Origin of the sequence: Allokutzneria albata (assembly GCF_900103775.1) — a bacterium.
Taxonomy (GTDB): Bacteria; Actinomycetota; Actinomycetes; order Mycobacteriales; family Pseudonocardiaceae; genus Allokutzneria; species Allokutzneria albata.
In genome coordinates this window covers 4,106,774-4,127,851 of the sequence record NZ_LT629701.1, presented here as the reverse complement: position 1 = coordinate 4,127,851, position 21,078 = coordinate 4,106,774, and the positions used below count along the sequence as shown (strand labels likewise).

At 70.9% G+C, this 21,078-nt stretch carries 23 protein-coding genes; 18 read left to right on the top strand and 5 right to left on the bottom strand.

The window, feature by feature from the left end; translation table 11 throughout:
- The first annotated feature begins 11 nt into the window (after positions 1 to 11).
- The 9 genes from BLT28_RS18260 to BLT28_RS18220 all read left to right on the top strand — a co-directional run bounded on the left by BLT28_RS18260 (position 12) and on the right by BLT28_RS18220 (position 10,294).
- Positions 12 to 959, top strand: a complete 948-nt coding sequence (locus BLT28_RS18260; protein WP_030429822.1) for a site-specific tyrosine recombinase XerD — start codon at positions 12 to 14, stop codon at positions 957 to 959.
- A 271-nt stretch (positions 960 to 1,230) separates the two neighbouring features.
- Complete coding sequence (locus tag BLT28_RS18255; protein ID WP_052407357.1) at positions 1,231 to 1,863, top strand: GOLPH3/VPS74 family protein; 633 nt, start codon at positions 1,231 to 1,233, stop codon at positions 1,861 to 1,863.
- Positions 1,864 to 1,904: 41 nt separating this feature from the next.
- The gene (locus BLT28_RS18250; protein WP_052407356.1) at positions 1,905 to 3,413 is read left to right on the top strand and encodes an APC family permease; all 1,509 of its coding nucleotides are present in this window, start codon (positions 1,905 to 1,907) and stop codon (positions 3,411 to 3,413) included.
- Between the two features lie 38 nt (positions 3,414 to 3,451).
- The gene (locus tag BLT28_RS18245; protein ID WP_081900326.1) at positions 3,452 to 4,990 is read left to right on the top strand and encodes an APC family permease; all 1,539 of its coding nucleotides are present in this window, start codon (positions 3,452 to 3,454) and stop codon (positions 4,988 to 4,990) included.
- An 18-nt stretch (positions 4,991 to 5,008) separates the two neighbouring features.
- Entirely contained in the window at positions 5,009 to 6,547 is a 1,539-nt protein-coding gene (locus BLT28_RS18240; RefSeq protein WP_030429818.1) for an APC family permease, read from the top strand.
- A 185-nt stretch (positions 6,548 to 6,732) separates the two neighbouring features.
- Positions 6,733 to 7,671 (top strand): ParA family protein, encoded by a 939-nt coding sequence (locus BLT28_RS18235; protein ID WP_030429817.1) that lies wholly within the window; start codon positions 6,733 to 6,735, stop codon positions 7,669 to 7,671.
- A gap of 67 nt (positions 7,672 to 7,738) precedes the next feature.
- A complete protein-coding gene (locus BLT28_RS18230) occupies positions 7,739 to 8,557 on the top strand; it encodes a segregation and condensation protein A (protein WP_052407368.1) in 819 nt (272 codons plus the stop codon).
- A gap of 263 nt (positions 8,558 to 8,820) precedes the next feature.
- Complete coding sequence (gene scpB / locus BLT28_RS18225; protein ID WP_407638820.1) at positions 8,821 to 9,561, top strand: SMC-Scp complex subunit ScpB; 741 nt, start codon at positions 8,821 to 8,823, stop codon at positions 9,559 to 9,561.
- Positions 9,554 to 10,294 (top strand): pseudouridine synthase, encoded by a 741-nt coding sequence (locus BLT28_RS18220; protein WP_030429814.1) that lies wholly within the window; start codon positions 9,554 to 9,556, stop codon positions 10,292 to 10,294. Before scpB ends, BLT28_RS18220 begins: the two co-directional genes overlap by 8 nt.
- Positions 10,295 to 10,352: 58 nt before the next feature.
- Here the strand turns inward: BLT28_RS18220 and BLT28_RS18215 are convergent, their stop codons facing one another.
- Positions 10,353 to 11,795, bottom strand: a complete 1,443-nt coding sequence (locus tag BLT28_RS18215; RefSeq protein WP_030429813.1) for an LVIVD repeat-containing protein — start codon at positions 11,793 to 11,795, stop codon at positions 10,353 to 10,355.
- Between the two features lie 176 nt (positions 11,796 to 11,971).
- On the opposite strand from BLT28_RS18215, the gene BLT28_RS18210 reads away from it, so the two are divergent.
- The 9 genes from BLT28_RS18210 (at position 11,972) to BLT28_RS18170 (ending at position 19,081) form a co-directional block, all read left to right on the top strand.
- The gene (locus BLT28_RS18210) at positions 11,972 to 12,643 is read left to right on the top strand and encodes a DUF305 domain-containing protein (RefSeq protein ID WP_030429812.1); all 672 of its coding nucleotides are present in this window, start codon (positions 11,972 to 11,974) and stop codon (positions 12,641 to 12,643) included.
- A gap of 72 nt (positions 12,644 to 12,715) precedes the next feature.
- A complete protein-coding gene (locus BLT28_RS18205) occupies positions 12,716 to 13,405 on the top strand; it encodes a response regulator transcription factor (RefSeq protein WP_030429811.1) in 690 nt (229 codons plus the stop codon).
- Positions 13,402 to 14,760: a HAMP domain-containing sensor histidine kinase gene (locus tag BLT28_RS18200; protein WP_030429810.1), complete on the top strand. Its 1,359-nt coding sequence runs from the start codon at positions 13,402 to 13,404 to the stop codon at positions 14,758 to 14,760. Before BLT28_RS18205 ends, BLT28_RS18200 begins: the two co-directional genes overlap by 4 nt.
- A 124-nt stretch (positions 14,761 to 14,884) precedes the next feature.
- On the top strand, positions 14,885 to 15,721 hold the full coding sequence (locus tag BLT28_RS18195) for a hypothetical protein (protein WP_030429809.1): 837 nt from the start codon (positions 14,885 to 14,887) through the stop codon (positions 15,719 to 15,721).
- Between the two features lie 25 nt (positions 15,722 to 15,746).
- On the top strand, positions 15,747 to 16,019 hold the full coding sequence (locus BLT28_RS18190; RefSeq protein ID WP_043811607.1) for a hypothetical protein: 273 nt from the start codon (positions 15,747 to 15,749) through the stop codon (positions 16,017 to 16,019).
- A 79-nt stretch (positions 16,020 to 16,098) separates the two neighbouring features.
- On the top strand, positions 16,099 to 17,472 hold the full coding sequence (locus BLT28_RS18185; protein ID WP_030429808.1) for a ferredoxin reductase family protein: 1,374 nt from the start codon (positions 16,099 to 16,101) through the stop codon (positions 17,470 to 17,472).
- Between the two features lie 10 nt (positions 17,473 to 17,482).
- Entirely contained in the window at positions 17,483 to 17,905 is a 423-nt protein-coding gene (locus BLT28_RS18180; RefSeq protein WP_231950820.1) for an FMN-binding protein, read from the top strand.
- Entirely contained in the window at positions 17,902 to 18,672 is a 771-nt protein-coding gene (locus BLT28_RS18175; protein WP_030429806.1) for an FAD:protein FMN transferase, read from the top strand. Before BLT28_RS18180 ends, BLT28_RS18175 begins: the two co-directional genes overlap by 4 nt.
- A gap of 10 nt (positions 18,673 to 18,682) precedes the next feature.
- A complete protein-coding gene (locus BLT28_RS18170) occupies positions 18,683 to 19,081 on the top strand; it encodes a hypothetical protein (protein WP_030429805.1) in 399 nt (132 codons plus the stop codon).
- A gap of 58 nt (positions 19,082 to 19,139) precedes the next feature.
- Here the strand turns inward: BLT28_RS18170 and BLT28_RS18165 are convergent, their stop codons facing one another.
- Genes BLT28_RS18165 through BLT28_RS18150 form a run of 4 tightly spaced genes read right to left on the bottom strand, consistent with a single transcriptional unit; the run spans position 19,140 to position 21,067 of the window.
- A complete protein-coding gene (locus BLT28_RS18165; protein WP_052407355.1) occupies positions 19,140 to 19,499 on the bottom strand; it encodes a hypothetical protein in 360 nt (119 codons plus the stop codon).
- Entirely contained in the window at positions 19,496 to 19,792 is a 297-nt protein-coding gene (locus tag BLT28_RS18160; protein WP_030429803.1) for an Asp23/Gls24 family envelope stress response protein, read from the bottom strand. The genes BLT28_RS18165 and BLT28_RS18160 overlap by 4 nt, the downstream gene beginning before the upstream one ends.
- A 6-nt stretch (positions 19,793 to 19,798) precedes the next feature.
- On the bottom strand, positions 19,799 to 20,263 hold the full coding sequence (locus BLT28_RS18155) for an Asp23/Gls24 family envelope stress response protein (RefSeq protein ID WP_030429802.1): 465 nt from the start codon (positions 20,261 to 20,263) through the stop codon (positions 19,799 to 19,801).
- A 48-nt stretch (positions 20,264 to 20,311) separates the two neighbouring features.
- Positions 20,312 to 21,067, bottom strand: coding sequence for a pyrimidine reductase family protein (locus tag BLT28_RS18150; protein ID WP_052407354.1), 756 nt, complete (start codon positions 21,065 to 21,067; stop codon positions 20,312 to 20,314).
- Positions 21,068 to 21,078 lie beyond the last annotated feature (11 nt).

Here is a 21,078-nt window from a genome sequence, read left to right as displayed (position 1 = left end):
ACTCGGAGGAGATCCCGCCCGCCCTGTCGGCCCTGCTCGCCGCCTACCTCGACCACCTCACCGTGGAGCGCGGGACGGCGCGCAACACCCTCGACTCCTACGGGCGGGATCTGCGTCGCTACCTGGTACACCTTGCCGCGCTTGGGGTTTCGGCGCTGGACGAGGTGACCGAGGCGCACGTGGGCTCGTTCCTCGTCGCGCTGCGGGAGGGCGGCGACGGCAGGCCACCGCTGGCCGCGTCGTCCGCGGCCCGCGCCGTGGTCGCGGTGCGCGGCCTGCACCGCTTCGCCACACGGGAAGGCAAGGTGGCCAAGGACGTCGCGCGCGCGGTGCGGCCTCCGGCGCCACCCCGGCGGTTGCCCAAAGCCTTGCCGGTCGAGGACGTGCTGAAGCTGCTCGACCACGCGGGCGGTGACGACGCGCTCGGCCTGCGGGACCGGGCCCTGCTGGAGTTGCTGTACTCCACCGGCGCGCGGATCTCCGAGGCGGTCGGCGCCGACCTGGACGACCTGGACGCAGTTGAACGCACGCTTCTGTTGCGGGGCAAGGGGGGCGTGCAAAGGTTGGTACCCGTCGGGCGGCCCGCGCTGTCCGCGCTCGATGCCTACCTGGTGCGCGCCCGTCCCGCCCTCGCCGGACGCCGGACATCTGCCGCCCCAGCGGAAAGAAGTCCCGCCGGGGCCATCTTCCTGAATGCCCGCGGTGGGCGCCTGTCGCGCCAGAGTGCTTGGCAAGTGCTCAAAAACGCGGCCGAACGCTCAGGAGTGAGCACCGAGATCTCCCCGCACACCCTGCGCCACTGCTTCGCGACGCACCTGCTGGAGGGCGGGGCGGACGTTCGCGTGGTGCAAGAGCTCCTGGGCCACGCCTCGGTGACCACGACGCAGATCTACACGCTGGTCACGGTCACGACGCTGCGCGAGGTGTACGCGACGGCGCACCCGCGGGCGCTGGGGTGAGCGGTCGGCCCCCTTCACTCTTTTGGGTTGTCATCAACGGGTTGTGACGCCCGCGGGGTCATGGATTGCGCCCTGCTGTCCGATTGGATACGCGGCGGGGTGAAGGAGATTGCCGAAACTACTCTTGGCGATGGCGCTAGCATTTCGCCTCTCCAAGGGCCGGCAGGCGTGACAAGGTGACGGTGGTAGCGATGGTGGCGTGTCAGCGCGTCTTAGCTGAACGGCGTTCTGGCGTTCAACCGCAGGCCGACACCGGCGGGGAGTCCTGACCGTGCCCCTGCTGCTGGCCGACGACTACTACCTCATAGCGCACGACGACGTCACCGGTACGGCCCGGTGCGGGGAGGGGCGCGCCGGGCTCGGGCTCGCCGGAGCCCTCCTCGGTGAGCTCGTGCTCTTCGGCTCCATCGACATCGAGCGCCGCAACATCGTGCTGCTGGACGCGCCCTCGCCGGGGGACGCGCTGGCCAGGGCACTGCTGGAGGAGCTGGTCCGCAACAGCGACGTCACCTCGGTGCCCGACTGGTTGCAGTACCTCAGCCAGAAGGCGCAGTCCCAGGTGGTGCAGCGGTTGCTGCACGCGGGGCACATCCGCCCCACCGAGGTCCGGCGGATGCTGCAGACCCGCACGGTCTACGTGCCGACGGACATGAACGTGGCGGCGTGGGCCGCGGCGCGCCTGGCGAACGCGCTGACCAAGAACGAACAGCTCTCCGTTCCCGACGTCGTGCTCTCCGGGCTGGTGGTGGCCACCGAACTGGAGGCGGAGGTCTTCCAGCACGCCGCGCACGAGGTGGCGCGGCCCCTGCGGCGGCAGCTCACCGGGCTGCCCGCCGCGCTGCGCGCACTGCTCAGCGAGACCGAGGCCGCGGTGGGCGACGCGGTCCTGCGCCACCGGCGCTAGCCGCCGGGACACCCACCCCCACCCCGAGCCGAGGTAGGCCGATGCACACGACCCCGAAGCCTCCCAGAACCGGACGCGTCACCTCCGCGCTGGCCAAGGACCGCCTCGGCGTTCCCGCGGTGACCTACTTCGCCATCTCGATGGGCTCGCCCTTCCTCGCCACGGCCGGGGTCATCACCAGCGGCTACGCCATCACCGGCCAGGTCGGCATCCCGGTGGGCGTCGTGGTCATGGGCGCGGTGCTCGCGCTGTTCTCCGTCGGCTACGTGACGATGGCGCCCTACGTGCCCAACGCGGGCGCGTTCAACGCCTACGTCAGCAAGGGGATCGGCAGGCCCGCGGGTGTCGCGGCGGGCTGGATGGCGCTGCTGGCCTACAACGCCATGCAGGTCGGCCTCTACGGGGCGTTAGGCGACGCGGCGAAACCGCTGCTGCACGCCTGGTTCGGCATCGACGTGGCCTGGTGGGTGATCGCGCTGGCCGGCTGGGCCGTCGTCGCGGTCCTGGGCACCCAGCACATCGACCTCAACGGCAAGGTCCTCGCGGTCCTGCTGGCCGCGGAGGTGCTCGTCGTCCTGGTGTACGCGGTCTCGTCGCTGTTCCACCCCGCCGACGGCGCGGTCAGCCTGGCCGCCCTCGAACCCTCGCACCTGTTCGAGCCCGGCGTCGGCGCCCTGCTCGCCCTGGCACTGCTGGCCTTCATCGGCTTCGAGACCGGGGTGGTGTTCAGCGAGGAGGCCCGTTCGCCCGGACGGACCGTCCCCGTCGCCACCTTCGTCGCGCTCGGCGTGATGACCGTGCTGTACCTGCTGGCCTCGCTGGCGATGAGCGTCGCGGCCGGCCCCGCCCACATCGGCGACATGGCCCACCGGTACGGCTCCGGGCTGGTGTTCCACCTCGCGGGCGAGCAGCTCGGCCCCGCCATGGTCGGCATCGGCCGCTTCCTCTACTTCACCAGCGTGCTGGCGTGCCTGATCGCGGTGCACAACACCGCGGCGCGCTACGCCTTCGCCATGGGGCGCGAGCGCGTGCTGCCCGCCGTGTTCGGGCAGACCTCGCACCGCAACAGCTCGCCCAAGATCGGCTCGATCTCGCAGAGCGCGACCGGTCTCGCGGTGATCCTCGTGTACGCGGTCATCGGCGGTGACCCGCTTCGCGACCTGTTCTACCTGTGGAACTCCGCCGGTGCGCTGGGCATCCTCATCCTGCTCGCGCTGACCTCGATCACGGTCCTGGTCCACTTCGCCAGGTACCCCTCGGGAGAGCCGGTGTTCCGGAGCCTGGTGGCCCCGGCGATCTCCTCGGTCTGCACCGTGATCGCGCTCGTGCTGGTGCTGATCAACCTGGACAAGGTGTTCGACCTGCCCGCCTCCTCGCCGCTGCTGCTGGCGATCCCCGGCGCCTACGTGCTGATCGCGGTGTTCGGCGTCCTGTGGGGCCTGCACCTGCGGGCCGCCAAGCCGGAGATCTACGCCAACATCGGCCTCGGCGCCAAGAGCGCGGCGCGCACCGGGCTCGGGCTCGGGCTCGGTTCCCCCGACGAGCAGTAGCTGTTCCCCCACCCCCACACATCCCCGGAGCACTGCCAATGTTCAACGCAAACGCACCAGGAGGGGCGCCGAACGTCACAACGGCCCTCGCCGCCGACCGGTTGGGCGTCCCGGCGGTGACCTACTTCGCCATCTCGATGTGCGCGCCGTTCACCGTGGTGGCGGGCGCCATCACCACCGGCTACGCGGTCACCGGGCAGATCGGCATCCCGATCGGCTTCCTGGCGATGGGCGTGGTGCTCGCGGTGTTCTGCGTCGGGTTCGTGACGATGGCGCCGTACGTGCCGAACGCGGGGGCGTTCAACGCCTACATCGCCAAGGGGCTCGGCAGGCCCGCCGGTGTCGCCGCCGGGTGGCTGGCGCTGGTGTCCTACAACGCCATGCAGGTCGGCGTGTACGGCGCCTTCGGTGACGCCGCCCAGCCGCTGATCAAGAGCTGGTTCGGCGTGGAGATCGCGTGGTGGGCCATCGCGCTGGGGGCGTGGGCGCTCGTCGCGTTCCTGGGCACCCAGCACATCGACCTCAACGGCAAGGTCCTCGCGGTGCTGATGGTCGCGGAGTGCCTGGTGATCCTGGTCTACGCGGTGTCCTTCCTGCTGAACCCGGCGGGCAACGCGGTCAGCCTGCAGACCCTGGACCCGTCGCACCTGTTCGAGCCGGGCGCGGGCGCGCTGTTCTCCCTGGCGATCCTCGGGTTCGTCGGGTTCGAGACCGCGGTGGTCTTCAGCGAGGAGGCCAAGGTCTCGGGCAGGACGGTGCCGGTGGCCACCTACCTCTCGCTCGGGGTGACCACGCTGCTCTACGTGCTGGGCTCCTGGGCGATCAGTGTGGCCACCGGCCCCGGCCGGGTCGCGGAGATGGCCAGGGCCAACGGTTCCGAACTCGTCTTCCGCCTGGCGCACGACCAGCTGGGCGTGGCGATGGTGGGCATCGGGCGGTTCCTCTACGCGACGAGCGTGTTCGCCGCGCTGATCGCCTTCCACAACGCGGCGGCCCGCTACGCCTTCGCCATGGGCCGGGAGCGCGTGCTGCCCTCCTTCTTCGGGCAGACCTCCTCCCGCAACAGCTCGCCCAGGGGCGGGTCGATCCTGCAGAGCGCGATCGGCCTGGTCGGGATCATCGCCTTCGCCATCGCCGGGGTGCACCCGCTGCGGGACGTGTTCTTCATCTGGACCAGCGCGGGCAGCCTGGGCATCCTGCTGCTGATCGTGCTGACCGCGTTCGCGATCGTGGCGTTCTTCGCCAAGACCCTGACCCCGGAGAGCGCCTGGAAGCGCACCGTCGCGCCGGTGCTGGCGGCGGCGAGCACGCTGGTGGCGTTCGTGCTGGTGCTGGCGAACTTCGACAAGACCCTCGACGTGCCCTCCGACTCGCCGCTGCGCTGGGCGATCCCCGGCGGCTACCTCGTGCTGCTGCTCCTCGGCCTGCTGTGGGGTTTCCGCCTGCGCGCCCGCAGGCCCAGGGTCTACACCAACATCGGGCTCGGCGCGAAGAGCGTCACCCGCACCGGCCTCGGCCTCGGCAGCCCGGAGGAGCAGGCCGACACCACGAAATTCGCCCCGATCAACCGCTACTGAGCTCCCGGAGCAGCGCCAATGTTCAACACAAACGCGGCAGGAGGGGACACCAAGGTCACCTCGGCCCTCGCGGCCAACCGGCTGGGTGTCCCGGCGGTGACGTACTTCGCCATCTCCATGTGCACGCCGTTCACCGTGCTCGCCGGCGTGACCACCACCGGCTACGCGGTCACCGGGCAGATCGGGATCCCCATCGGCTTCCTGGCGATGGGCGTCGCGCTCGCGGTGTTCTGCGTCGGCTACGTGACGATGGCCCCGTACGTGCCCAACGCGGGGGCGTTCAACGCCTACGTCGCCAAGGGGCTCGGCAGGCCGTTGGGCGTCGCCGCGAGCTGGGTGGCGCTGGTGTCCTACAACGCCATGCAGATCGGCGTGTACGGCGCGCTCGGGGACGCCGCGCAGCCGTTGCTGCGGGCCTGGTTCGGCATCGACATCGCCTGGTGGGTCATCTCGCTGGTCGGCTGGGCGATCGTCGCGGTCCTGGGCACCCAGCACATCGACCTCAACGGCAAGGTCCTCGCGGTGCTGATGATCGCCGAGTGCCTGGTGATCCTGGTCTACGCGGTGTCCTTCCTGCTGCACCCGGCCGAGGGCACGGTGAGCCTGGAAACCCTTGCGCCGCGCCACCTGTTCGAGCCCGGTGTCGGGGCGCTGTTCTGCCTCGCGGTCCTCGGCTTCGTCGGCTTCGAGACCGCCGTGGTGTTCAGCGAGGAGGCCAAGGTCCCCGGCCGCACGGTGCCGGTGGCCACCTACCTCTCCCTCGGCCTGACCACGCTGCTCTACGTGCTCGGCTCCTGGGCGATGAGCGTGGCCACCGGGCCCGGCCGGATCACCGAGCAGGCCGGGGCCCACGGGTCGGAGCTGGTCTTCCGGCTGGCCGGGGACCAGCTGGGCGTGCTGATGGTGGGCATCGGCCGGTTCCTGTACGTGACCAGCGTGCTGGCGTGCCTGATCGCCTTCCACAACGCCGCGGCGCGCTACGCCTTCGCCATGGGCCGCGAGCGGCTGCTGCCCTCCTTCTTCGGGCAGACCTCCTCGCGCAACAGCTCGCCGCGAGGTGGGTCGATCCTGCAGAGCGTGCTCGGTTTCATCGCGATCATCTGCTTCGGCATCGCCGGGCTGCACCCGCTGCGGGACGTGTTCTTCATCTGGACCAGCGCGGGCGCCCTGGGCATCCTGCTGCTGATCGTGCTGACCTCCTTCGCCGTCGTCCGGTTCTTCGCCACGACCCTGACCCCGGAGAGCACGTGGAAGCGCGCGGTGGCGCCGGTGCTGGCCGCGGCGAGCACGCTGGTCGCCTTCATGCTGGTGCTGGTGAACTTCGACGTGACGCTCGGCGTGCCGCCGAACTCGACGCTGCACTGGGCGATCCCGGGCGGCTACTTCCTGCTGCTGTTCGCCGGTCTGCTGTGGGGATTCCGGCTGCGGTCCCGCGCGCCCAGGGTGTACGCCAACATCGGGCTCGGCGCGAAGAGCGTCACCCGGACCGGGCTCGGCCTCGGCACCCCGGACGAGCAGGCGGACACCACCAGGTTCGACAGGATCGACCACTACTGATCACCCCCGGCGGGGGCCGCATCCGTCATCCGCTTGGGTGCACCGTGCTGACCTGCCTTGACAACACGCCGGGCGGTACGTTGCTGATGCCGCCGGGGGCCGCCTAGGCTGCGGAAGGTTATGCGCAGATCATGATCCTCCGGGGGCGGCCCGGGGACGCGCGCCAGACGAGGAGCCAGTTCGCCATGTCGACACCGCAACCGTCCTGGGGACGGTCCCGTGGTGAGGTGGCCGACCTCGATCTCGCGCCGCGGCCCGCCGACCACACCGAGGAGGACGTCGACTTCGGCGAGAGCGGCCTCGGCCCCACCGGCCGCCCGCTGCGCCAGGTGCCGGAGCCGCCGCTGGTCGCCGAGCACGGGCCCGCGCGCATCCTGGCCCTGTGCAACCAGAAGGGCGGGGTCGGCAAGACCACGTCCACGATCAACCTGGGCGCGGCGCTGGCGGAGTTCGGCCGCCGGGTGCTGCTGGTGGACTTCGACCCGCAGGGCGCGCTCTCGGTGGGCCTGGGCATCCAGCCGCACCACCTCGACCGCACGATCTACAACGTGCTCATGGAGCGCGACACCACGGTCGAGGAGACGGTGCTGCGCACCTGCGTGCCCGACATGGACCTGCTGCCCAGCAACATCGACCTCTCCGCGGCCGAGGTGCAGCTGGTCGCCGAGGTCGGCAGGGAGCAGACCCTGGGCAGGACGCTGCGGCCGGTGATCGACAACTACGACTACATCCTGATCGACTGCCAGCCCTCGCTCGGCCTGCTCACGGTGAACGCGCTGGCCGCCGCGCACGGCGTGCTGATCCCGCTGGAGTGCGAGTTCTTCAGCCTGCGCGGGGTGGCGCTGCTGATCGACACGATCGAGAAGGTGCGCGAACGGCTGAATCCGGACCTGGAGATCACCGGGATCCTCGCCACCATGTACGACCCCCGTACGCTGCACTCCCGCGAAGTGATGGCCCGCGTGGTCGAGGCGTTCGGAGAAATCGTGTTCGACACGGTGATCAACCGCACCGTCCGGTTCCCGGAGACGACCGTCGCCGGTGAGCCGATCACCAGCTGGGCCCCGCGCTCGGGTGGTGCCAAGGCGTACCGGGCGCTGGCCCGCGAGGTGATCGCCCGGTGATGGCGTGAGCTCTGCTGAACGGACACCGGTCGCCCTCGCCCAGGAGGCCGGTGGCGAACCGGTCGAGGTGCCGCCGCCGGACGGGAGGTTCCGGGTCCACCTGGCCAACTTCGAGGGCCCGTTCGACCTGTTGCTGCAGCTGATCTCGCAGCACGAGATGGACGTCACCGAGGTGGCGCTGCACAAGGTCACCGACGAGTTCATCGCGCACATCCGCGGCCTGGGCTCGGACTGGGACCTGGACGAGACCACGGAGTTCCTGGTGGTCGCGGCGACCCTGCTCGACCTCAAGGCGGCCCGGCTGCTGCCCTCGGCCGACGTGGAGAACGAGGAGGACCTGGCGCTGCTGGAGGCCCGCGACCTGTTGTTCGCGCGGCTGCTGCAGTACCGGGCCTACAAGCAGGTCGCGGCCCTGTTCGGCGAGCTGGAGGCGGGGGCGCTGCGCCGCTACCCGCGCTCGGTGTCGCTGGAGGAGCGCTACTCCGACCTGCTGCCCGAGGTCATGCTCGGCGTCAGCCCGCAGCAGTTCGCCGAGATCGCCGCGACGGTGTTCCGGCCGAAACCGCCGCCGACGGTGTCCCTGGCGCACCTGCACATGCACCAGGTCTCGGTGCGCGCGGAGGTCGCCGCGATCCGCGTGCGGCTGGCGGAGAGCGGGCAGCTGTCGTTCAGCGAGCTGGTCTCCGACTGCGAGCACCCGATCGAGGTGGTGGCGCGGTTCCTGGCACTGCTGGAGCTCTTCCGCGAGGCCGTGCTGCAGTTCGACCAGCCGGAGCCGCTCGGCGAGCTGGCCGTGCGGTGGGTCGGCGGCAGCGTCGAGGAGGCCAGGCGGGAGGCGGCAGCCGCCCTGGAGCGCGCCGAAAGCGATGAGGAGGAGTACGGGTGAACGACCCGGAGTCCACTGTGGACGGTTCAGGTTCCGGGGATCGGCCGCGACCCGCGTGGATGCTGGCCGCGGAGACCACCCGCAAGCAGCCCGTCGAGCTGCTGCTGGGCCTGCCGCGCCCCGAGGAGAACACCGCCGACGCCGCTGCTCGGGAAGAGGCCGTCGACGCCGCGTGCGCCGAGGTCGCCGAGGTGGTCGACGCGCCGGAAGCGGCCGAGGAAGCCGCTGTCGCCGAGGCCGAAACGCTGGTCGCCACCGGTGAGATCCCCGAGGACGACGACGCGGAGGCCCGGCGGGTCGCCGCGTACTCGGAGGCGGCCGGCAGGGTCGCGGCCGGTGCGCCCGCGCCCGCCGTCGAGGAGGAGAGGGCGCCGGAACCCGAGCCGGAGCCCGAGCGTGAGCCGGAAGCGGAGCCCGAGGCGGAGCCGGACGCCGTCGAGGAGGTCGAGGCCGGGCCTGCTCTGGTCGAGGAGTCCGAGCTGGAGGCGGCGCTGGAGTCGCTGCTGCTGGTGATCGACAGCCCCGGGACCGACGAGGCGCTGGCGGAGGCGCTGGACCAGCCGGTGGCCAGGGTGGCGGCGGCGCTGCGCCGGTTGTCGGCCCGCTACACCGAGGCGGGCAGCGGGATCGACCTGCGGCGCGTCGCCGACGGCTGGCGGTTCTACACCCGCGACCGGTTCGCGCCGTACGTGGAGCGGCTCCTGCTCGACGGGCAGCGGGCGAAGCTGACCAGGGCCGCGCTGGAGACCCTCGCGGTGATCGCCTACCGGCAGCCGGTGACCCGGGCCAGGGTCGCCGCGGTGCGCGGGGTGAACGTCGACGGCGTCATCCGTACGCTGCTGGCCCGTGGGCTGATCGAGGAGACCGGCGCCGACCCCGACACCAACGGCATCCTCTACCGCACGACCGAGCTGTTCCTGGAGCGGCTGGGGTTGTCCTCGCTGGAGGACCTGCCCCCGCTCGCCCCCCTGTTGCCCGAAGTGGACACGATCGACGATGTATGACTCAGAGCCGGACGGCGTCCGGTTGCAGAAGGTCCTGGCGAAGGCGGGCGTGGGTTCGCGCCGCGTCGCCGAGGACATGATCGCCGACGGGCGGGTCAAGGTGAACGGCGAGGTCGTCACCGAGCAGGGCCGCCGCGTCGACCCGGAGACCGCCGTCATCCACGTGGACGGCCTCCGCGTGATGATCACCGACGAGCTGGTGCACGTGGCGCTGAACAAGCCGCGCGGCATGCACACCACGATGTCCGACGACCGCGGCCGGTCCTGCGTCGGAGACCTGGTGCGGGAGCGCGACGAGCGGCTGTTCCACGTGGGCAGGCTGGACGCGGACACCGAGGGGCTGCTGCTGCTGACCAACGACGGGGAGCTGGCGCACCGGCTGATGCACCCCTCGTACAAGGTGCTCAAGACCTACCTGGCCGAGGTGCCCGGGCCGGTCTCCAAGGAGGTCGGCAGGCGGCTGCGGGCCGGGGTGGAGCTGGAGGACGGTCCGGTCGTCGTCGACGGCTTCAAGATCAAGGACAACAACTCCGGCCGCGCGTTGGTCGAGGTGGTGCTGCACGAGGGCCGCAACCACATCGTGCGGCGGCTGCTGGACGCGGTCGGCCACCCGGTGCAGCGGCTGGTCCGCACCGCGATCGGCCCGGTCTTCCTGAGCACCCAGAAGCCCGGTGTCATGCGCGACCTCACCGCCGGGGAGATCGGCGAGCTGTACCGCCTCGTGGGCCTGTGACGGGAGAAGGGGCCGCCGCTCGGTGAGCGACGGCCCCTCCTCCACGGGCGCGTGGGCCTCAGCCCAGGTAGTGGCCCTGGGACTGCGGGTTGAACTCCCGCATCCGGACGAACTGGGCGCTGAAGGTGCGCCAGTCGTTGAGCTCCAGCACGTCCAGGCCCTTCTGGATGTCGCTGGAGTAGATGTGGCCGTTGTAGTAGTACGCCGACCACGAGCCGCCCGTCACCAGCTTGCCGGCGTTGTACGGGCCGCGCTCCCAGTGCGCGATCTCGACCGGGCGGGCGGAGTCGGTGAAGTCCCAGACGGAGACCCCGCCCTGGTACCACGCCTGCACCATGATGTCGCGGCCGAAGACCGGGATCAGCGAGCCGTTGTGGGCGACGCAGTTCTCCGTCTCGGTCTGCACCCGGGGGATCTTGTAGTAGCTGCGGAACTCCAGCTTGCGCTTGTCGCCGCGGCCGGTGATGTCGTAGACGCCGTTGGCGCCGCGGATCTGGCCGATCGCCGCCGTGCAGGCCGGGGCCCCGCCGCCACCGAGCTCGTCGGTGAAGACGACCTTGGTGCCGTCGTTGTTGAAGGTCGCGGAGTGCCAGAACGCGAAGTTCGTGTCGTCCTTGACCGTGTTGATCACCCGCGGCTTCTCGCGGTCGGAGATGTCGAACAGCACGCCCTCACCCATGCAGGCGCCCGCCGCGAGGTCCTTCTCCGGGTACGCGGTGATGTCGTGGCAGCCGGAGGTCGGCGTCACGTACGGCGCGGGGAACGTGCCCGGGATGCCCCCGTTGCCGCCGCCGGGGAAGAGCACGGGCTCACCGACGACCGCGGCCGCCGCCGGGTTCTTCACCGGCACCTTGATGATGGAGATCAGGTCGTGCGGCGGCTGGCAGTCAGGGAACGTCGCGTTCGGGCTGTAGGACGAGACGTAGATGTAGACGTTCTGCTTCCGCTTGTCCGGCACCAGGGTGTTGGTGTGCGAACCGCACTTGGTCTCGATCGCGGAGACGTAGCGCGGGTTGGCCTTGTCCTTGATGTCGAAGACCTTGATGCCCTCCCACGCGTCCTTCTCGGTCGCGGGCTTGGGCGTGCTGTTGCAGCTGTTGTCGCTGCGCGAGGAGTCGGTCGACAGGAACAGCAGGTCCCCGGAGACCGACACGTCGTTCTGCGAGCCAGGGCAGAGAACCTGGCTGACGATCTTCGGCTTCGCCGGCCGGGAGATGTCGTAGATGATGAAACCGTCGTAGTTGCCCACCACCGCGTACTTGCCGGTGAAGGCAATGTCGGTGCCCAGGGCGGCCTCGGTGTTGAACGGGGCCTGCTTCGGGATGTTGGCGATCTGACGGATGTTGCGGCTCGACGAGATCTCGTTCTCGCCCGGAGTCGCAGCGGCGGTGTCCTGTGCCGCGGCCGTTCCACCCAGAACGGTCGTCAGCGACAACGCCAGCAGACCGGCTGCGGCGACCGCGATCGCTCGCGCCGTAGTCCTCTTCTTGCCCGGCGTCACGTAAGTTGCTCCCCTCGACACACACGGGCGTCACGCCCGTCCACAGGGGAGTCTGCGTGGTCGAAACCGGTGGTCATAGGGCCGAATAGAGCATCTTGATATGCCCGCGAGACCGGAGACGGCCTGCTAGCCGTTACCGTTCCCATGCGAGGTCGACGAGTGTGGAGGCGGACGAGGTGACGAACGGGAACCGGCGCGGGCGCGCGCTGCGCGCCGCTGGGCTGGTGCTTGCCATGTCTGTGCCCGCGATCGTGGCGGCCGGGTGCGCGGCCTCCGGCCGCGACGAGACCAACCCGCCGGTGATCCTCCCCGGCGGCCCCGGACAGTCCGCGCGGACCATTCCCGCTGATCAGGCGGCTGGAGCGCAGCAGAAGCCGAAGCCGAACGACGCCGACGCGCTGTACGTGGAGCGGATGATCCCGCACCACGCGCAGGCGCTGGAGATGACCAGGCTGGTGCCCTCCCGGGCGAGTTCCGAACCGGTCAGGTCGATGGCCGACCGGATCGAGAAGTCGCAGGGCCCGGAGATCGAGGCGATGAAGGGCTGGCTGCGCAACAACGGCAAGCCCGTCCCCGGAACCGGGCACGGCCACGGCGGCGATGCCTCCCAGCATGTGGGAATGCCGGGGATGGCGACACCGCAGCAGCTGCAGGAGCTGGCCGGGCTCACCGGCCCCGCGTTCGAGAAGCGCTTCGTCGAGCTGATGATCGCCCACCACGAGGGCGCGCTGGTGATGGCCGAGCAGGTCCGCCGCGACGGTGCCGACGTGTTCGTCGAGCAGATGGCCGACGACGTCATCGCGACGCAAACCGCCGAGATCACCCGGATGCGCGCCCTCCTCCGCTGAGGCCGCGCTTCGCCCGGGGGTCGGGGGACTTGAAGGCGCACGTACGGCGGTGCATGGGTGAAGATGGCGGGCATGCACCTGCTGGTGGTGGACGACGAGCCCGCCGTGCGCGAGAGCCTGGAGCGCAGTCTGCTCTTCGAGGGCTACACCGTGGAGACGGCCGAGAACGGGCAGCGCGCGCTGGACCGCGTGCTCGACCCGGACGGGCGCAAGCTGGACGCCTTGGTGCTGGACCTGATGATGCCCGGCGTGGACGGCCTGGAGACGTGCAGGCGGTTGCGCGCGGCCGGGGCGGACGTGCCGATCCTGATGCTCACCGCGCGCGATGCCGTCAGCGATCGGGTGTCGGGGCTGAACGCGGGCGCGGACGACTACCTGCCGAAGCCCTTCGCGCTGGAGGAGCTGCTGGCCCGCCTGCGCGCCCTGCTGCGGCGCGGGCGGGTGGTGGCCGAGTCGGACGGCGTGCTCAAGTACGAAGATCTTGTTGTCGACGTTGGCACGCGCGAGGCGCACCGCGGCGGCCAGGAGATCGAGCTGACCCGCACGGAGTTCGACCTGCTGGCGTTGTTCCTCTCCGCGCCGAAGCAGGTCTTCACCCGCAAGCAGTTGCTGCGCGAGGTCTGGGGCTACGACTACGACCCCGGCACGAACATCCTCGACGTCTACGTGGGCTACCTCCGGCGCAAGACCGAGGCCGGTGGCGGTTCGCGGCTGCTGCACACGGTCCGCGGTGTCGGCTACGTGCTGAGGTCGCGCGGATGAGAGAGCGCAAGCTCCTGCTGCGCAGCCGCGTCGCCCTGGTGACCGCCTTCGTCGTGGCGCTGGGCATCATCGTGGTGAGCGTGTTCGCCTGGTTCGGCGCGGACGTGACGATGCGCCGCCAAGTCGACTTGTCCCTGCAATCGTCCTCACCGGCCAAGGAGCTGAGGGAGCCGGGAGTCGACCCCGAATCGCTGTGCGGCAGCGAGCAGGACAAGGAGGGCTACCAGAAGTACATCGTCGGCATCCAGCTGCTGCGGCCGGACGGGACGACGTGCTGCCCCAAGGGCGTGGACAAGGTCAAGCTCGGGCCGCGCGACCGGGAGCCGATGCCGAAGTTCCGCGACGGCATGACCTACGGCCACGTGGGCGTGCGCGTGCTCGTCGAGCCGATCGGCGCGGGCTACGCGGTGGTGACCAGCCGATCGATGGCGGATGTGCGGGACACGTTGCGACAGCTGGGAACCGTGCTCGGCATCGTGTCGGTGATCGGCGTGGCGGTCGCGGCGGTCTCCGGGTTGTTGCTGACCAGGCTCGCGCTGCGGCCCGTGGAACGGCTCACCAGGACCGTCGAGCACATCGCGGAGACCGAGGACCTGACCGCTCCGGTGGACGTGCGCGGCCGCGACGAGATCGGCAGGCTGGGCCGGGCGTTCTCGCGGATGACCAAGGCGCTGGCCGAGTCGAGGAAACGCCAGCAGGACCTGGTGGCGGACGCCGCGCACGAGCTGCGGACGCCGTTGACGAGCATGCGCACCAACGTGGACCTGTTGGTGCGCAGCGAGAAGACCGGAAGGCCGATCCCGGACGAGCAGCGGCGCGCGTTGCTGGCGAGCTTGCAGGACCAGGCAAGGGAACTGGGCGACCTGGTGGGCGAACTCGTCGTGCTGGCCCGGGACGAGCGCGAGACGGAGCGCGTTGCGGTGTCGATGGGCGCGGTCGTCGAGCGCGCGGTGGAGCGGGCTCGCGCCCGGGCGCAGGGGCACGTCTTCGAGGTGCACAGCCGGCCCTGGACGGTGGTGGGCGATCCGGGCGAGCTGGAGCGCGCGGTGCTGAACCTGTTGGACAACGCGGTGAAGTTCTCGCCGCCCGCCTCGACCGTGCGCGTCCATTCGGTCGAAGGGGAGATCACCGTCGCGGACGCCGGCCCCGGTGTCGCCCCGGACGAGAGAGCCATGGTGTTCCAACGGTTCTGGCGTTCGGAGTCGGCGCGCAGCCTGCCCGGCTCCGGGCTCGGGCTGGCGATCGTGGCGCAGACCGCGGCGGCGCACGGGGGTTCCGTCGAGTTCGTCGAACCAATCGATGGCATCGGTGCCGCGGTGCGGTTCCGCCTCCCGGTGGGCCGACCTGATCTCTAGGTTCCCGGCATCGAAGTCTGCCCCTTCGTGCACCGTCGCGGGGTAGAAATACCCTTATCCAGCAAGGGAATCCCGAGCAGCTTGGGCTGTGGAGTGAGGGGCACTCCACAGAAGGGGTCCTGCCATGCGAGTCGAACTGGAAGTCTTCTCCGGACGTACGAACCCGGTGTGGCACTTGGACGACAGCCAGGTGAGGGAAGCGCTCGACCGCTTCTCCGGGCGCAGCCTGGCCGAACCGGCCGACCTGCCGGACCAACTGGGGTTCCGCGGCATCGTGCTCTCCGCGGACACCGACGACCCGACCGAAAGCCGGTTGCCGCAACGGTTCGCGATCGGCGTCAGCCAGGAGTCCAGTGACGCGCTGACGGCGGACGAGTCCGTCGAAGCGGTCAGCTGGCTGCTGGAGACCTCGCGGCACCACGTGGACGACCAGATCCGCGAGCACGTCATGCGGGCACTGCGCGGCAACCTGGAGAGCCGCTCGATCGAGGCCAAGGCCGACATCCAGCCCGCGGCGCCGTGCCAGCCGTTCCACACGCCGTTCAACCCGGGTTTCTGGAACAACGACGCCACCGTCCGAACCACCAACAACTGCTACAACTACGCGGTCAACCGCCGCACCAACACCTTCGCCCAGCCCGGCCGCCAGTGCGGGCACCAGTACACCTCGCTCACCTGCGCGGCGGTGCGCGCCGCGGCGTTGTGCGACGGCGTCCGGCCTTCGTGCGACGGACAGCAGCGGCTGGTCGCGCTCGTGGTGTGGCCGGGCGGTGACTACCACTGGTACCGCTACCACTCCGACGGTTTCTGGGGCCACAAGCCCGGCCAGACGCCGGCGCGCAACACCGACAACTCAGGGCGTGTGATCGGCGGGTCGCTGAACCCGGCGAACTGCAACCGCGGCCCGTACACGCAGTTCTGCGGGTACTTCTGGGTGCCGGTGGGCCTGGTCATCCGCTGATCGTCCTGGCGGGGAGGAGAACGCGATGGAGATCGAGCTCGACGTGTTCAGCGGAGTGCCCAACCCCCGCTGGACCCTGTCCGATGCCGAGGCGCGCCGCCTCGTGTCTCTCCTGCCCGCCACCCCGGACGCCCCGGGAACCGAGCGCGGGGGCCTCGGGTTCCGGGGCTTCGTCCTGCACAACCCGGAGCGCGAGCTCGGCCTCCCCGAGGTCGTCGACCTCGGCCCCGGCACGGGTGACCTGGCCGCCTTCCTCACCGCGCAGGCCATCCTCCACGGCTACGCGCACCTGCTGTGAAGTGCCGGTGAGGTCGTGTCTCACGCTTTTCTCATGGTGGGTTGAAGTGGCGCTCATGTGACGGCCGCACCGTTGTGGTGTGACCACGACATCCTCTGCCGTCCGCCCCCTGCCCGCGGTTCGGCACCGCGCTCCCGGTCGCCGGGCGGGACGAGCGCTGATCGCCGCGGGAGCCCTGTCCCTGCTGTTCGTCGTCGTGCTGTGGCAGGGCAACGGCGGCCTCGCCCAAGGCGGCCCGGTGTCCGCGCTCGGCAGGCTCAGCGGGCTGCTCGCCTCGAACCTGCTGCTGGTCCAGGTCCTGCTGATGGCCCGGATTCCCCTGCTGGAGCGCCAGTTCGGCCAGGACCGGCTGGCCAGGCTGCACCGGCTCGCCGGGTTCACCTCGTTCTGGCTGATGATCACGCACATCGCGCTGATCACCGCCGGGTACGCGGGGGACGCGGGCACGGGTTTGCTGGAGCAGGGCTGGCTGCTGGTGACCACCTACCCCGGCATGCTGCTCGCCTTCGCCGGTGCGGTCGCGTTGATCGCCGTCGTGGTGCTGTCCGTCAGGGCCGCCCGGCGCAGGCTGCGCTACGAGTCCTGGCACCTGATCCACCTCTACGCCTACCTCGGCGTCGGGCTGGCGCTGCCGCACCAGTTGTGGACCGGTTCCGACTTCCTCGACTCCCCGGCGGCGACCGCGTACTGGTGGAGCGCCTACCTGTGCACGCTCGCGGCAGTCCTCGTCTTCCGCGTCGGCCTTCCGCTGTGGCGGTCGTGGCGGCACAAGCTGCGCGTCGTCGCCGTCATCCCCGAGGCTCCCGACGTCGTCTCGGTGCACATGGCCGGTCGCGGACTCGACAAGCTCCGCGCGCGGGCCGGGCAGTTCTTCCTGTGGCGATTCCTCGACGGCCGTGGCGGATCGCGAGCCAACCCGTTCTCGCTTTCCGCTGCGCCGCACCAGGATCGGCTCAGGATCACGGTCAAGAACCTGGGTGACGGCGGGGCGCGCGTGGCAACTGTCCGCCCGGGCACGCGTGTGCTGATCGAAGGGCCCTACGGCGTCGTCACCTCGGGGAAGCGGACCTCCGACCGGCCCCTGCTGATCGCCGCCGGGGTGGGCATCACCGCGATGCGGTCGCTGCTGGAGGAGCTGGCTTTCCAACCCGGCAACGTGACGCTGCTCTACCGGGTCCGGTCGCGGGCGGAGGCGGTCTTCGCCGGGGAGCTTGAGTGGTTCGCCACCAACCGCGGCGTGAAAGTGTCCTATTTGGACGGCCCGCGGGGGGACTCGTGGCTGCCGCGCGGGTACGGCGACGACGTCGAGTCCCTGTACCGGATGGTGCCCGATCTGCGTGAGCGGGACGTGTTCCTGTGCGGCCCGGCGCCGTGGATGGAGAACGTCGTCGCGACGCTGCGCAGCGCGGGGGTCGACCGCGCGCGCATCCACTTCGAACGCTTCGCATGGTGACTGGGAGACGATGATGGGGCGCATTGCCTTCGCGCTGTTGAGCACCGTCGCGGTGCTGGTGCTGCTCTTCGGCTACCGCACGAGCACGGGCGAGCCGGCCGAGCAGGTGCAGGCCGCTCCCGCCGTGCCGACGCCTGCGCCCGTCGCGGGCGCGCGCACGGTGACCGGTCCGGCGGTGGCCACCAGCCGCGGCGTGGTGCAGGTGCGGATCACTCTGCAGGACAACAAGATCACGGCGGCCGAGGCGGTTCGCTTCCCGAACGAGGCCGGGCGCCACCGCGAGATCAACAGTCGCGCCATCCCGTTGCTCAACCAGGAGGCCGTGCGCGCGCAGAACGCCGCCGACATCGACGCGGTGACCGGCGCGACGGCCACCAGCCAGGGCTACCGCGACTCGCTGCAGGCCGCGTTGGACGAGGCGGGACTGACATGAGAACCGCGTGGGTCGAACAGATCATGGGCATGCCGGTGAGCGTGCACCTGCGCGGAGCCGGGGTCGGCGAGCGGATGCCCGACGCGGTCGCGGACGTCTTCGCCGAGCTGCGCGAGGTGGACCGGCTGTTCAGCACCTACCGCCCGGACAGCCAGATCAGCTTGCTGGGCAAGGGAGAACTCGAGCTCGGCGACTGCGATCCCCTGGTCGCCGAAGTGCTCGCCCTGTCCGAGAAGGCCCGCGAGGCCACCGACGGCTGGTTCGACGTGCTGCTGCCGGAGCCGGACGGCACCTACCGGCTCGACCCCTCCGGTCTGGTCAAGGGCTGGGCGGTGCAGCGCGCGGCGGCCCGGCTCGGCAAGCGGTGGGCCGGTGACTACTACGTCAACGCGGGCGGCGACATCGCGTTGTGCTCCAGGGGAGATCGGCCCTGGCGCATCGGTATCGAGGGCCGGTCGGCGGACCAGCTCGTCGGGGTGCTGCCGCTGTTCGACGGCGGGATCGCCACCTCGGGCAACGCCCACCGCGGCGGTCACCTGGTGCGCCCCGACGACGGGGAACCCGCCGCCGAGCTGGGATCGGTGACTGTGGTCGGGCCATCGCTGATGTGGGCCGACGTGTTGGCCACCGCCGCGTTCGTGCGCGGTGTCGGCGCCCTGGAGTGGCTGCAGACCCAGGACGGCTACGACGCCGTCGTCGTCGGCCTCGACGGATCTGTCGAGTGCACGACCGGTATTCGCTCTGTTGTCGAACTGAGCGCGAGTTGAGGAGAAGGACATGAGCAACGACAAGAACGAACAGCCCACCGACAAGCACGAGCAGCCGGACCAGCCTCAACCGGAACCGGCCCAGGCGGCGGAGGCCCCGCCGGAGGCCGAGCAGCCTCACGCGGCTCCGGTGCCCCCGCCGGTCCCGCCGCCCGCTCCCGCGCCGCCGAAGCAACCGAAGATGGTGCACGCCAAGGCATGGGTGGCCGGTCTCGCCGCGGCCGGGCTGTTGCTGGTCGGTGGTCTCGGCGGTGCGCTGATCGCGAGCGCGGGCGATGGTCATCACGGCAAGGACCGCTACATGTCGCGCTTCGACCAGCGGCAGGACCGCTTCGGTGACCGCGGCCCCGACCACTTCGGTCCCGGCAGGGGCGGCGGCGACCGTGGTGCCCCCGGCTACGACGGCTGACCCCAGCGCCGCTTACGCACCGAATGAGTCATTCGGGTACTTGAACGCACTGAATGACTCATTCGGTGCGTTCACGTCGTGGAGTGCGCAGGTGGAGAGTGGTGGGGAGGTTCGTGACGCCGAGCGCGGAGCGGACGCCGGCCAGCACGTCGGCCTCGACGGTCCGTCGGACTCGTGCGGGGTCGGCGTCCGCGGTCAGCCACAGGGTCAGTTTCAGCGCGGGTTTGCTCGCCGAGCCGCGCAGGCGGGCCCGCGCGCGGCTGACTCCGGCCACCGAAGCGGTCTCCGCGCCGGCCAGGTCGGTCACCGCGGACGCGGTCACGGTCAGCCAGGAGTTCAGCACCAGCTCGCGCCGCCGGGGCCGGACTGTCCACAGCAGACCGAGAATCCCCAGTGCGCCGAGCGCGATCCACGTCATGGCTCACCTCGTGGCACCAGGGCGGTCACGGTCATGTCCAGTCGCCGCACGGTGTAGCCGGTGACGCGGCCGACCTCGGTGACGATCCGCTCGCGCACCGCCTCGGCGGCGGCCCGGACCGGAGCGGGGTACCGCAGGGCGAGCCGGACCGAGATGTCGATCTCCGGCACGGTCCCGGTGATCCGGACGCCGCACTCGCGGGCGGTCTCCGGCGCGTCGTCGACGAGCCGGGAGACCAGCTTGCGGAGCACGCCGTCGCGGATCTCCAGCGCGCCCCGCTCAGCCGGGTCCACTCCCGATCACTCGTTCTCCGGCAGCTGGATGTCGTTGACGGCGATGTTGACCTCGACCACCTCCAGGCCGGTCATCCGCTCCACCGCGGTGATCACGTTGCGCCGCACGGCCCGCGCGAGGTCGAGGATGGACGCGCCGTACTCGACCACGATGTCGAGGTCGATCACGGCCTGCTTCTCGCCGACCTCGACGGCCACGCCCGCGCTCATCGCCCCGCCGCCACCGGGGATGTGCTCCCGGATCGCGCCGAAGGCCCTGGACAGGCCGTCGCCGAGCGCGTGCACGCCGGAGACCTCGCGCGCCGCGACACCGGCGATCTTCTGCACCACCGAGGACGCGATGGTGGTCTTGCCCTGCGGGGTCTCGTCGCCGAGCCGGGCGGGCGCGGGTCCCGCGGTGACCGGAGACCCGCTCGCGGGGTCGAGCTTCAGCGCAGGGGCGGGGGCCGTCTCGGTCTTGCTCTGGGCCATGGGGGTGTCCCTTCCACTCCGGTGGTGAGCAGAGATCATCCCGAGGCGTCACCCGACCGGGGAGCCCGGCCCCCGTCCGTAGCGGAGCAGCAGCGCGTCGTCCTCGTGCAGCACCGAGACCAGCGACAGCGCGCGCGGCTCCACCGGCAGCGCTCCCGTCGCGATCCGTCCGGCGTCGCCGCCCACGAGGAGGGGGGACAGGGTCAGGCACAGCTCGTCGACCAGGTCCTCTTCGATCAGGGTGCCGAACAGCTTCGGCCCGCCCTCGCAGTCGACGCGGTGCAGGCCGCGCTCGCCGAGCTCGGCCAGCACGCGGTGCAGGTCCACCCGGTCCTCCCCGGCGATGATCACCTCCGCGCCCGCCTCCGCCACCTCCCTGCGCGCGGTCTCCGGAGCCGACGCACAGGTGAACACCAGCGGTGGCACGGCCGTGTCGGTGAGCAGCGGCGAGTCCAGCGGCACCGCGCACCGCCCGGTCACCACCGCGATCGGCGGCACCGGGGGCAGGCCGAGGCGCCGTCGCCGCTCGGTGCGGCGCTCGCCGACGGGCACACCGCCGTAGCCCTCGACGAGGGCGGTGCCCAGGCCGACCAGGACGACGTCGGCCAGGTCCCTGCCGAGCTGGAACACCCGGTGGTCGGCCGGGGTGGACAGCCCCCGCGAACGGCCGGCCACGGTCACCGCACCGTCCACACTGGACACGAAGTTGACCCGCACCCACGGCCGGTCCAGCCCCGGGGGGTAGGCGTAGAACTCCTCGATCCGGCTCTCGTCGAAACCGGTCGTTGGCCACAGTCCGTCCACAACCCCATCTC